This window comes from Flavobacterium sp. N1736 (genome assembly GCF_025947065.1).
Classification (GTDB): Bacteria; Bacteroidota; Bacteroidia; order Flavobacteriales; family Flavobacteriaceae; genus Flavobacterium.
In genome coordinates, this window is the sequence record NZ_CP109994.1 from 2624067 (window position 1) to 2637163 (window position 13097).

Annotated in this window: 9 protein-coding genes; 1 reads left to right on the forward strand and 8 read right to left on the reverse strand. The window is 33.2% G+C overall.

The features are described from left to right. Nucleotides 1-367: 367 nt before the first annotated feature. The 8 genes from OLM54_RS10895 to OLM54_RS10930 form a co-directional block, all read right to left on the reverse strand. Nucleotides 368-1459 (reverse strand): porin, encoded by a 1092-nt coding sequence (locus OLM54_RS10895; RefSeq protein ID WP_264534671.1) that lies wholly within the window; start codon nucleotides 1457-1459, stop codon nucleotides 368-370. A gap of 593 nt (nucleotides 1460-2052) precedes the next feature. Beyond that, nucleotides 2053-3018 (reverse strand): glycoside hydrolase family 5 protein, encoded by a 966-nt coding sequence (locus OLM54_RS10900; protein WP_264534672.1) that lies wholly within the window; start codon nucleotides 3016-3018, stop codon nucleotides 2053-2055. A 12-nt stretch (nucleotides 3019-3030) separates the two neighbouring features. Then, the gene (locus OLM54_RS10905) at nucleotides 3031-4266 is read right to left on the reverse strand and encodes a glycoside hydrolase family 27 protein (protein WP_264534673.1); all 1236 of its coding nucleotides are present in this window, start codon (nucleotides 4264-4266) and stop codon (nucleotides 3031-3033) included. 92 nt (nucleotides 4267-4358) lie between these two features. Beyond that, on the reverse strand, nucleotides 4359-5417 hold the full coding sequence (locus OLM54_RS10910) for a hypothetical protein (protein ID WP_264534674.1): 1059 nt from the start codon (nucleotides 5415-5417) through the stop codon (nucleotides 4359-4361). A 16-nt stretch (nucleotides 5418-5433) separates the two neighbouring features. Continuing rightward, nucleotides 5434-7032 (reverse strand): RagB/SusD family nutrient uptake outer membrane protein, encoded by a 1599-nt coding sequence (locus OLM54_RS10915; protein WP_264534675.1) that lies wholly within the window; start codon nucleotides 7030-7032, stop codon nucleotides 5434-5436. Between the two features lie 11 nt (nucleotides 7033-7043). Continuing rightward, nucleotides 7044-9677: a SusC/RagA family TonB-linked outer membrane protein gene (locus tag OLM54_RS10920; protein WP_264534676.1), complete on the reverse strand. Its 2634-nt coding sequence runs from the start codon at nucleotides 9675-9677 to the stop codon at nucleotides 7044-7046. A 41-nt stretch (nucleotides 9678-9718) separates the two neighbouring features. Beyond that, nucleotides 9719-10240: a carboxypeptidase-like regulatory domain-containing protein gene (locus OLM54_RS10925; protein ID WP_264534677.1), complete on the reverse strand. Its 522-nt coding sequence runs from the start codon at nucleotides 10238-10240 to the stop codon at nucleotides 9719-9721. A 314-nt stretch (nucleotides 10241-10554) separates the two neighbouring features. After that, nucleotides 10555-11433 carry an AraC family transcriptional regulator gene (locus tag OLM54_RS10930; RefSeq protein ID WP_264534678.1) on the reverse strand — a complete coding sequence of 293 codons (879 nt, stop codon included), beginning with the start codon at nucleotides 11431-11433 and terminating at the stop codon, nucleotides 10555-10557. 303 nt (nucleotides 11434-11736) lie between these two features. On the opposite strand from OLM54_RS10930, the gene OLM54_RS10935 reads away from it, so the two are divergent. Continuing rightward, a complete protein-coding gene (locus tag OLM54_RS10935) occupies nucleotides 11737-12867 on the forward strand; it encodes a glycoside hydrolase family 26 protein (RefSeq protein ID WP_264534679.1) in 1131 nt (376 codons plus the stop codon). Nucleotides 12868-13097: the final 230 nt, after the last annotated feature.

Consider the following 13097-nt stretch of genomic DNA (forward strand, 5'->3'; position numbering starts at 1 on the left):
AACGCGTTTCTAACTATTTAGAAACGCGTTTTTTTGTTGTGCATTGGTGGTTAAAGTTTGCCACAGATTAAAGGATTAAAAAGATTATTCCTGTTATGCGATGTGAAGTTTTTTTACCACAACCCGAGCGATTGCGAGCAGACGAAGCAATTACACGATTAGCACAAATTAAAAAGCATATTTAAAATTGAACCATTAAGATATAGTTTCATTAAGCAAAACTTACCTTTTCTTAATATCTTAATGGTAAAAAATCATTTTAATCCTCTAATCTGTGGCAACAAAAAAACAAGCAATAATAAAAAAGCTGCCAAAACATTAATATGTTTCGACAGCTCCAAAAAAAAAAAAATATCAATCTTTATCTCTAGAAAGAGTATGTTGTAGCAAGCAGCGCATAGAATGATCCTCCTGTTGGCAGGGCATCTTTATCTAAAAATATATCTTCTGACGCAGCATCGTATCTTACCTCAGGAATTATAGTTAGTTTTCCAACTTTGTAATTTAATGATAACGTGTTTGCAAAAACACTAGAACCGTTTAGAGTTCCAAGATTTAAAGCATCTTTAGCATCAAAATATTCAATTCTGTAAGCCAAAAGCAAATCCGGTTTAAATGAATAATTAGCGTATCCTACAAGTGAAAACCATTCACCATCTAAAGTGCTGTCAAAATCATTTTTACTTTTAGCATAAGTGGCATTAAATCCAAGACCGAAACTATCACTTATTGTTTTAGACGCTACTAAATCAAACTGCGATTTATTTTCATCTGTTGGCGGAACTAAAGTTCCCGGTGTAGGATTTGTACTTCCTGATGTAAAGTTTAAATAAACACTTCCGGTTTCACCAATATATCCTAATTGTCCTATGTATGTTTTTTGGCTGGATCCTGCATCCATTGCCGATTTAAAATCGGTTGGGTTTGTGATACCAAACATCGCTGTAAATTTCCCTGAGGTATATTGTGCTTTTACTCCAGTATTAAAGAACGGCCCGTATGAAAACGCATATGACATACTGTAATTTTTATTGTCTACCGCGTCTAATACTTCGTATCCTATATGTGTACCAAAACTACCTGCAACGACCTTAAATTTTTCGGTTATTTGATACGTAAAAAACAATTGTTTAATTAAGAACTTTGCATTAATATCTTTATCTGTTGTTTCATTATATGAAAACTCTCCTGCTCTTTTTCCGAAACCTAAATCTACAAAAACAGAAGCTTTACCGAATGTATGGGCTGCTTCTACAGAAGCCATCCCTAATTCGAATGAATCTTGTGAGTTGGTAAAGCTCGTTAATCCATTCATTTGTTTTGAAAAATCATATTTGTAATACGCATCTGCAGATCCTCCCCATGTTGTTGCTGGTGAAGTTGCTGTCTCCGTATCGTCTTGTGCAAAGGCAAAAGAACTGGTTAGCATCGCGGCTAAAATGTGAAATACTTTTTTCATGTTTTAATTGGTTTTTAGTTATTAAATTGATTCTGGTTAGTTAAATTTTTATATATGTATTTAATACTATAAGTCACTTCTAAAACCTCTTATTTCCCCTTAAAACCTCTTCATTTTCATTAGCGAATTTATTAACTTTTGTATGAGTAAAAGAATTGAAGTCTATTTTTTTGACGTTTTGGATAAAGAATTATGGATTACAAAAATTAATTTGACAATAATCGTGATTTGACATTTATAAAGATTTATTTTTGAAAATTCAATAACGCATTTTTACCAAAACAAGCCTAAAAATTAGGGTTAACAACAAAACTAAAGCTACAAACAACCAAAAATCATCTGTAAAAAGACTCAAAAATAATATTACCCTGTAAAAAACAGGGGTAAGTTTAATTTCAAAATAAACAAACAATATTATACCTATTTAACTTAACATCTGAACAAATGTTGCTTTTTAATCAAAATTCTTACAAAAATACAAACCATGAACAATCAATAATCATAGGGAATATGAAAGCATTTAGAACAATAAGCAAAACAAAAAGCCTGCTCAAAACTGAACAGGCTTTTTAGAAAGTAATTATATTAGATTACTATTCTTGCGAATTATATTTTCTTAAATACTCCCGAACTTTAATTCCGGATTCTTTTAAATCTTCTGTTTTCCATTTCCCTTCTGACTTTGCTGATTTTTTCAAAATAGAACAAGTTTCCTCTTTATCTGAAACTGACCAGGTAATCCAGCTTAATTTATGCGCTTCCATCCAGTCAATATATTCTTGCCAGGTTACATAATTTAATGGTCCATCTCCTGTAGCTTCCATTCCTGCAGATTCTGAAATAAAAATAGGCAAACCGCTTTTTAGGGCCTCATCAGTTTTGTCTCTCAACTCTTTTCCGTGTGTGGCTGCATAAAAATGCATCGTATACATTAAATTACTATATCCTTTTATAGGATCTGCCGCCGGAAGATTAACATCCTGATCCCAATGTGGCGATCCGATCAAAATAATATTGTTTGGGTCATTTGCTCTAATAACCTTAATTACTTCTTCGGCGTAAGCTTTAACTTCCTGCCATGTTTCATAATCAGGTTCATTAAAAACCTCGTATATTATATTGGGATACTTTGCGTATTTCTTTGACATTTCTGCAAAGAATTCTTTGGCTTCTTTTAAATTGATATTATGGCTGTGCCAATCTATAATAACATATATATCTGATTTTATGGCTCCTTTAATAACGCTCTCTATTTTTTCTTTTGAAAATTGTGGTTCCTTTATATAAGACATCTTGCCTGATTCGATGCCCATTGCGGCACGAACAACATTACAATTAAAGTCTTTTTTTAACCAGCTTACCGCTTTTTCATTATAAAATCTTGGCCACATGCTATGCCAGCCAAAACTCATACCGCGTAAAACAACAGGATTGTTATTTTTATCGACCAATTGTGTTCCTAAAACATGAAGCTGACCATGATGTTTTACAAATTGGGCATTCGAAAAACAAAACATCATAAATAGAGTGATCGTACTAATTTTAGTTTTTAATTTCATAGGAAATTGATTTTACGGAATTAGTCGCAATGTAATGACATCATGAGAAGCAAGATCTGAAACGAAACTCTTTTTGGTATTTCCGACTTCCTTGTTTTTCCAAAGATCTTTTAATTTGTAAACTACTTTATTAAAATCGGCTTCATAGCCAAAATCTGCATCCTTAATAATATGCTTCTTCCAATCAAAATTGATTTTTTTAGCAACATCGCTTCTATTTAAGAGAGTTACAGCCCAATTTCCATCTGATAATGGTTTTACCCAAACTTCTAATCCGTCTTCGGCGATATATTTAAAACCCTGAATTCCTAATTTATCCTGATTAACAGCAATTAATTCCTTATTGGTTAAAATCGCCAGGGTTTCTTTTGACATTTTTCTGAAATCATTTCCTGCAATAAGCGGAGAAGCCAGCATACACCACATTGAAAAATGCGATTTATCTTCGGTATCATTCATTTCGTTTCCAACTTCCATCATATCAAAATCATTCCAATGATCCGGTCCTGAATATTTCCGAATATCTTTTCTCATTTCGGCAATTTTCATAAATCCCCAGGATGACCAATTTCCTTCTTCGTGTTTGAATTCGCAATCAAAACAAGGATAAATATCTCCGGAAATTCTCCAAAGATTCCCAATTGGTTTTCCCCATTCCCAAGGTTGGTTATCGCCCCATTCGCAAAGACTAAAAACAATTGGTCTTCCGGCAGTTTTAAGCGCATTACTCATTGTAGCATAAGCTTCCGGCGCGGTGATACCTTTTGTATTACACCAATCGTATTTTAAAAAATCAATTCCGAGTTTGGCATAAAAACGTGCATCCTGATATTCATAACCTCTTGTTCCGGGATAACCCGCACAGGTTTGCGTTCCTGCACAATTGTACAAACCAAACTTTAAACCTTTGCTGTGAACATAATCAATTACAGCTTTCATTCCGTTAGGAAACTTTACAGGATCAGGAACAAGATCTCCGTTTACATCGCGTTCTTTTGCCATCCAGCCATCATCAAGTACAATATAATTGTAACCCGCTGCGGCCATTCCTGATGAAACCATTTCATCGGCAGTTTCTTTTACTAATTTTTCATCAATATTGGTTCCGAAAGTATTCCAGGAATTCCATCCCATTGGCGGCGTCATGGCAAGTCCTTCAAATTTTCCACCAGTTTGTGTATGTGTATTTCCCTGACTAAAACCTAAAACGGAAACACAAACGGTTATTATTAAAATTATTTTCTTCATTATATTTCAATTTAAAATATGGTATAAAAAGATATTCCCTAATTTTTCAATTAGGGAATATTCAAAACAAAATTCAAAACAAAAAATACTTATTATTTTAGTACAAAACCTATATCGTCAAATAAAACCGTATTTCCTCCATCATTATTTGATTCCTGAAATGTCAGCATTGTTACGCTTGCAGGATTTCCTAAAGCACTTAGCGGAATTTCTATATAAACCCATGTCGTTGTAACAGGGATTACATAATTTGATCCTCCGTTTACACTAAAATTAACCTGACCATTTTTTGTCCCTTTCACGGCAATTCTCATCGCTTTGTATGGCGTCATATCCACATCAAAGCCCCAGTTTCCGCCGTCCCATCCGCCGAAAACCCATTGCCATGATTTTTCGCCTTGGTAAGAATCTCCATCAAAATCAAAATTAACACCTTTGCCTGACCAAGGACCTCCCCATTGCATACCGTACAATTTATCATCGTATAATGCTGTACCAATCGCTTCTTTAGACACGGCTGTTCCTGATATATTCGTTACAGCAAGATTTCTGTGATTGGCGTTCGCCGGAATTTTTACCACTATTTGCTCTAAACTTGAAGAGACAATAGTAATCGGAACTTCTGGTTCTGTTGCTGTTTTTGCAAGCGTAACAACAGGATCTAAAAAGTACTTTCCTTTAATAGTTACCTCATCGCCTTCAACTGCATTTATTAAATTAAAACCGCTAAATGTTGGTACAGGAGGCGCAACGGTTAAATCAAAAATGGCAGTTCCATTTGCTGTTACAACTTTTAACTGATTTGAAGCATCGGCAAAAGGCGTATTTTCGTCTACCAATATAATAATGTCAGTATCGGTTACAAAAGTGGGTCTGAAATAAGTATCAAAATCATTAAAATAAACCTTTTGCGTGGTAAGCAATCCTTTACCATGAATGACATAATAATTTTTTGGATCTACTAAAGTAACCGGCGTTAATGGTTTCATACTTCCATCGACATTATAACCAGAAGGCATTACAGATTCTATAACCGGTCCTCCACCACTGTTTTCTGCATTAGCATCATCATTTGAGCATGAACTAAAAAGCATTAAAGATAACATCCATGCCAGACATGCTGTTAACGAAACAATTTTTATATTTTTCATATTTTTATTTTTAAAATTATTTAAAAGTATACGGTGCTACTTCTGTCAATTTTGGATTTTTAATTAAATCATCTGCAGGATAAGGCAATAAAAGACTTGTTGCAGAAATTGTGATGTGCTTTTCGATATCTTGATCACCTCTGTTTTGCGCCTCTAATATTTCTTTGGCTTTACTGAAAGGTAAACGTCCCAAATCAAAATAATAATCGCCTTCACAAGCTAATTCTGCGCGTCTTTCTCTAAATATATCATCAAAAGAAATTGATGCTTTTATTGGCAAACCTGCTCTTTTACGAACTGCATTGTACGATTTAAGCGCCATCGCATCAGCTGTACTACCCGTTTGTGAACCTAAAATAGCTTCGGCATGAATTAATAACAATTCAGCATAACGCATCATGTAGCTATTCATGCTGCTTTCTCCATTAAAAGGAGCATTAAACGGTCCTGTAATTGGTAAATTTTCTTTTCCGATAACGTATTTCTTCAAACCCGCACCTGAGTTTTGAGCTTCATTTGCAAGTTCAAAAGTATAGCCCAATATTTTTGGAGAATCTACAGCAAGTGTTTGTGCATAGGTTAAATTTGGATAAAAATCTCCCGGAAGCATAAATGTTTCGATTCTTCTTCTGTCTCCGTTTTCAAAAACATTATGAATTAAATCCTGAGACGGAGCAATTTGTCCAGAATAAGTAGTTTCAACCAATCTGTTTTCAGGAGCAAATAATGTGTTAGAGAAATTACCCTCAAAATAAGTTCCTGTTCCTGTCCATTGCCATGAAAAGATCGATTCTTCATTATTATTATTTTTTTGCAGCCATAAATCGGCAAAAGATTTTGTAGGCAATTCTTCTCCACCCAATAATTTAAACTCACCACTATTAATTACTTCCTGAGCCATTGCTCTTGCCAGCTCGTATTTTTTCTGATACAAATATACTTTTGCTAAAAATGCTTTTGCAGATCCGCTGGAAACGTGTGCATTTGCAGCATAATTAGAACCTCTGCTTTTTGATTTTAAATTGGCAATCGCAAATTTTAAATCATTTTCAATAAAAGTATAAACATCCTGAACCGGATTACTTGGCACCACAAAGTTTTGAGAATAATCAGCATTGTTTTCGATAATTGGCACATTTCCCCATAACCTTACTAAGAAGAAATAAGAAAAAGCTCTTATAAAATGTGCTTCTCCCAATGCATTATTCAAAGCCGCTTTACTAACATTTGGTCCAACACTTTGAGGCAGGTTATTAATATAAGCATTAGAATTTGCCACTGCACCAAAACAAGATCTCCATGCATCAGAAATAAAAGCCTGAGAATTGGTAAAACTTAAATCGGTGAATTTTCCAAAATCATTATACTGGCTTGCGTACATATTACCCGAAATCACATCTGTAATACCATAAAAAGCCGATTTGTTCATATTAAACCAAACAAGACCATATAATCCGTTTGATGCATTATCCAGTTTTTCATCTGAATCGTAATAATTACCAATTGTTGGTGTTCCTTCTGCAGGAACATCGATAAAATCCTGAGAGCAAGAAGATGAGATTAACATCAGCATTGTTATAGCAACCACACTGCTTCTTTTTATTATATTTTTCATATTAATTTTCATTAAAATTCAACGTTAAAACCAAAAGTTATTTGTCTCGGAACCGGGTAGCGTCCATTATCAACACCGGATAATAATGCATCCTGATTGTACGAACCAACTTCAGGATCATAACCTTTGTATTTAGTAAAAGTGTACAGATTTTGTCCGGAAGCATAAATTCTTAATCTTGTCAAACTCAATTTAGAAATGATCTCAGATGGCAAAGAATATCCTAAAGTAACATTCTGAATTCTTAAATAAGAACCATCTTCGATATGACGGCTTGATATTGCATTATTAATATCGTCATAAGTTGATGGTCTTGGCAAAGAAGCATCAATATTTGAAGCCGAATAAAAATCTGAAGCTTCTGCTAAATAATTAGTTCCCAGGTTACTGTTCATCGTTCCAGACAAACGAGTTAAATTCATTAGTTTATTTCCTGCAGTTCCCTGAACGAAAATCGACAAATCAACATTTTTGTATTTGAAATTATTTGTGAATCCATAAGTGAATTTTGGATTTGGATTTCCAATTGGCACTAAATCTTTTAAGTCAATTAGACCGTCATTATTTTGATCTTTGTAAATAACATCGCCTTTTTGAAAATTAGGCAATAATGAATTCGTACCATTTTTCAGGATAACTTTTGTACCCGGAGCCGTTTCATGACCATACGTAAGTAAATCATCGTCAGTTCTGTAAATTCCAAGCGCTTCATAACCTATAAAGGAACCAATTGGCAAACCTTCCTGAGTTCTTGAAACCGTTACCGTATTATAAGCCAGCGTATTCATTGTTTTTACAATATTTAAACCAGCCATATTTGTAACCTCATTTTCATATTTAGTAAAATTTAAACTCGTATTCCATGTAAAGTTGTCTGAGAATTTTTCAGTATAACCAAGCGTAAATTCGATACCTTTATTATTCATACTTCCAAGATTAAAGTACGGAGGATTTACACCACCTTCATAATCGCCACCGCCGGAAAGAAAGTTTGGCAACGGAACCTGATACAAAAAGTTTTTAGAAACTTTTTTATACAAATCTACAGAAGCCGTAAGTTTAGAATCAAACATCGTGAAATCTAAACCTAAATTCGTCTGATCCTGAGTTTCCCATTTCAAATCTTTATTAGGAGTATTTGATGGCAAATATGAAGTTCCCATTGTACTGTTTACCAAATGCAGATTAGAATCATATAAATTATTTCCAATTTGGTTATTTCCTGTTTGTCCCCAGCCAAATCGGATCTTAATATTGTCAACGTACTTTTTAGTACTTTCCATAAAAGATTCATTTGAAAGTTTCCACGAAGCACCAACAGAACTAAAAACGCCCCATTTGTTTCCAACAAAAAACTTTGAAGATCCATCAGCTCTAACCGCAGCAGAAACTCCGTATTTATCAGCATAATCATAAACTACCCTTCCTAAATAAGAAGACAAAGTTTGCGTACCTGAATATACACCGCTTGTAACCGCTTTAGACAAATCTGAAGCCGCAAGCGATTTATCATTATTATCCTTATAACCATAACCCGTTATAGAATATCCCTCCCAATGTGCCCTGTTAGATTCCTGAACTGCCAAAACGGTAAAATTGTGTTTACCAATCGTATTTCTATACGTAAGCATGTTTTTTAAGTTCCATGAATTACCAGTCGAAGGATTGTAATATAAATTAGCATAGCTTTTTACGGCATTTCCCAAAGAATACATAGGATCAAATCGTTGTCCTAAATTATCATAGATATAACCACCGGCTTCAAAACGATATTCTAAACCTTTAAATAAATCAACCTGAGCATAGAAATTTCCATTATAATTTTTTCTGACCAAAGTATTAGAACCCAATAAAGAAGTCGCAACAGGATTTACAAAAGATGTTGCCCCGCCAGCCGGAGGTCCTGCAAAAGCACCGGACAATTCTCTAACCGCAACATCAGGCGTTGCTAATAATGAAGTCGCAACAACACCATTAAACTGACCGTTTAAAGTTAATTTTTCATCAGTAATTGCACCGCTTATATTAACACCAACTTTAATAAATTTATTTACCCTTGCATCAATGTTAGTTCTAAAATTATATCTTTTAAAACCGGATTCTATTACAATACCTTCCTGATTTAAAATACCTCCGGATATATAATAATTAATTCCTTCTTTACCACCTGAAAATGACAATTGATTTGAAGTCATGATTCCGGTTTCATAAATCGCATCCTGCCAGTCAGTTCCATTACCTAAAAGTTCAGGATGAGCAAATTCCGGACGTTTTGCAGTAGGATCATAAACATCTGCCAATGCATTTTGATGTGTTGCATAATCCTGCAAATTCATAGAATGCAATTTTTTTGGCAAATTACTTATTGAATACGAATTTTCGAAAGTCAACTTTCCAGTTCCTTTTTTACCGGATTTTGTAGTAACAATAATAACCCCATTTGCACCGCGAGAACCATAAATTGCAGTTGCAGAAGCATCTTTTAAAATATCAATAGACTCAATATCATTAGGATTAATAAGTGATAACGGGCTTAAAGTAATATTACCATTGTTCGCAAAATTTGTATTTCCCTGAGCATTTCTTCCTGATGTAGAGGAGTTTCTTGCATCACCGGAAATTGGCACACCATCAATTACATACAAAGGTTCGTTAGTTCCCGTTAAAGACGAAACACCCCTGATTCTTACCGAAACATTACTTCCCGTTCACCAGAATTACTATTTACAACCACACCGGCTGCCTTACCCTGCAACATTTGGTCGAACGACGCTACTTTTAAATTTTCAATATCTTTAGAATTAATACTAGAAATAGCACTGTTTATGTCTTTTCTCTTTTGAGTTCCATAACCAATTACTACAACATCTCTTAAATCTTCAGCAATTGCCTTCAACACTACATTTATGGTTGTTTTTCCATCTACCGCTATCTTTTGAGTATTAAAACCAATAAAAGAAAATACCAAAGTTGCATTTGCCGGAGCATCAATAGTATATTTTCCATCAAAATCAGTTGAGGCCGTTGTTTTTGATCCTGCAATCGAAATATTGGCACCAGGTATAGATAGCCCTTTTTCATCAGATATTACTCCTGATACTTTTACCTGAGCCGATATAAAATTACTTGTCAGTAACAAAAATAAAATCAAAGGAACAGTTCTGTGGTTGGCGTTCCAATGAATGAAGTTAGTCATTAGTTTTTTCATAATAAATGTTTGGTTAGTTTAAATTTGTTCTTCATAATTCAGTAATAAAAAAAGGGTATTATTTATTTTCTAAATTATTTAACAAATCTATAACAGAACTAAACATTAAATCGATAGTATTATATCATTTAATGATAATATTTTTACTATATCTTCCTAAAAAAACATATATGAAAATAAAAACTAATAAAAATTACATTATTCGTAATTTCAACACCCTGCATTATCAAAAATTATAAATAAAAATTAACGAAACAGTCAAAAAGCAAACGATTTCGTTAAAAATAATATTTGTTTGTGCAAAAAAAGTATCATTATAAAATACGCTTTAATCCGGAAAAATCTTCTCTATATTGACTTGGCGTACAATTTTTAATAGACTTAAAGCTACGATTGAAGTTTGCGATATTATTAAAACCGGATTTAAAAGCAACTTCAGAAACACTCATATCTTTTTCAACCAACCAGCGTGCCGCATACCCAATACGGATATCATTAATATAATTTACAAACGTTTTTCCCGTACGTTTTTTAATAAATCTGTTAAACGAAATAATAGACATACTTGCAATATTCGCCACATCTTCTAAAGTAATTTTTTCAGCAAAATGTTTCTGCACATATTCATAAACCAACTTCATTTTATCATAATCATCAAACGTATCATAATCTACCGTATAAGTCGAAAGCAAACGTTGATTTCTGGAATTTGCCAGATCATATAACAAAGAAGTGATCTCCAGAAAATAGTCCATGCCGTCTAATTTAGACAGCTTTACAAGTCTTGGAGTCAATTCCTCAGCAACTTTTTTAGAAAATAAAATACCATGAATCGAACGGTTAAACATATCCCGAATTGGATTCATTATTCTTCTCGACAATAAAGATTCATGAAATAAATCATTATGAAACTGAATTGTAATTTCATGAATTTTTTTACTCGTGCATTTATTTAATTCCCATCCATGATATAAATTCGGACCAATTAAAACCAATTCTACATTATCAATTTCCTCAATATTATCACCAACAACACGCTTCACCCCTTTTCCGTTTAAAATAAAATTAATTTCAAATTCCGGATGATAATGCACCGGAAAATCAAAACTGTCTTTTATCCTGTCAAATACCAAAAAGCTGTCTCCGGCAGAAAGTGGCGCGATTTCTCTATAAAAATTCTTTGCAGTACTCATCTTTAAAACTGTTTTTATAAAATGATATTCGATTTTTAATTGCAATAATATGATATATAATTGATAAAATAATATTAATTATGCGATAAACATCCGTTTATCTTTGAAAAATAAAATTATCATAATTTCAAAAACAATATTAATAATAAACATTAATCGTTTTTAATGTAATATCTTTTTAAAGTTTTAATAATTTTAACCAACAAATAGTATCAAATATAAGATTGCAAATTGAAGCATGAAAAAACTTGTTATCAATTTCCTTATTTGTCTATATAATGCAGAAAAACAATAATATCAGAAATGAAAAAAAACATTATAACCCTAATAATAGCAGTATTTATGGGCAGTTCCTGTTCTGCAAAGAATAACATTAGTAATACTAATTTGTCACTTTCAGATAAAAAAGCTACACCTGAGACTGTTGCGCTTTACAAAAAACTAAACGCATTAACTCAAAAAGGGTTTCTTTTTGGACATCAGGACGATCTTGCTTATGGTGTAAACTGGAAATATGAAGATGGTCGAAGTGATATAAAAGATGTCGTTGGCGATTATCCTGCTGTATATGGCTGGGATCTTGCCGGTTTAGAAAAAGACAGTCCTAATAATATAGACGGAATTCCATTTATCAAAATGAAACAATACATTGAGGAAAGCCATGAAAGAGGCGGAATCACAACAATAAGCTGGCATTTTGACAATCCCGCAACCGGAAAAAGTGCTTGGGACAATACGCCAAACTCCTTAAAAACAATTTTACCCGGCGGAGAAAATCATCAAAAATTTACCATTTGGCTAGACAAAGCCGCGAATTATTTATTATCCTTAAAAGATAAAAAAGGAAAAAACATTCCCGTACTTTTTAGACCGTATCACGAACTTACAGGCGGATGGTTTTGGTGGGGAAAAGGAAATTGCACACCGGAAGAATTCAAAGCCGCATGGAAATTTACCTTCGAATATCTTCAGAAAAAAGGAGTACATAATTTAATATATATCTACAATACAAGCAGTTTCAATACCAAAGAAGATTTCTTGGCCAACTATCCCGGAGACGATTATGCAGATATGATAAGTTTCGATTCGTATCAAAATAACGACGACAAAGAAGGCAATAAATTCATTTCAGAAGTGCAAAATCAGTTAAAAATGCTAAATGAAATTGGCATTGAAAAACATAAATTAATCGCTGTCGCAGAAGCCGGTTACGAAGCAATTCCCGACCCAAAATGGTGGACAGGAACCTTACTGAAAGCAATTGGAGATTATAAAATATCCTATGTTTTATTATGGAGAAATCACGGCTGGCAGGAAAAAGAACAAAAAATGCATTATTACGCGCCCTATACCGGACAAATAAGCGAAAAAGATTTTGTTAATTTCTATAATTTAAACAAAACTCTATTCGAAAAAGACATCAATAAAAATTAAAAAACATTAAACACATTCAAAATAAAATCCGTTTTTATCCGCGTTTTTACGAAGTAAATCCGTTTTATCCGCGTCAAAAAATAAACACATAGAAACACAGATTTTAAACCTAAAAAAGAATACAAAAATAAAATCCGTTTTTATCCGCGTTTTTACGAAGTAAATCCGTTTAATCCGCGTCAAAAAAACCAACACATAGAAATCTAACTTACAACCAATAAAAAAAAGCC

What these genes read in the sequence shown, in the direction of transcription:
- OLM54_RS10925 (WP_264534677.1), bottom strand. Translation starts at nt 10,240, where the DNA reads ATGAAAAAACTAATGACTAACTTCATTCATTGGAACGCCAACCACAGA.
- OLM54_RS10895 (WP_264534671.1), bottom strand. Translation starts at nt 1,459, where the DNA reads ATGAAAAAAGTATTTCACATTTTAGCCGCGATGCTAACCAGTTCTTTT.
- OLM54_RS10930 (WP_264534678.1), bottom strand. Translation starts at nt 11,433, where the DNA reads ATGAGTACTGCAAAGAATTTTTATAGAGAAATCGCGCCACTTTCTGCC.
- OLM54_RS10900 (WP_264534672.1), bottom strand. Translation starts at nt 3,018, where the DNA reads ATGAAATTAAAAACTAAAATTAGTACGATCACTCTATTTATGATGTTT.
- OLM54_RS10915 (WP_264534675.1), bottom strand. Translation starts at nt 7,032, where the DNA reads ATGAAAAATATAATAAAAAGAAGCAGTGTGGTTGCTATAACAATGCTG.
- OLM54_RS10905 (WP_264534673.1), bottom strand. Translation starts at nt 4,266, where the DNA reads ATGAAGAAAATAATTTTAATAATAACCGTTTGTGTTTCCGTTTTAGGT.
- OLM54_RS10910 (WP_264534674.1), bottom strand. Translation starts at nt 5,417, where the DNA reads ATGAAAAATATAAAAATTGTTTCGTTAACAGCATGTCTGGCATGGATG.
- OLM54_RS10935 (WP_264534679.1), top strand. Translation starts at nt 11,737, where the DNA reads ATGAAAAAAAACATTATAACCCTAATAATAGCAGTATTTATGGGCAGT.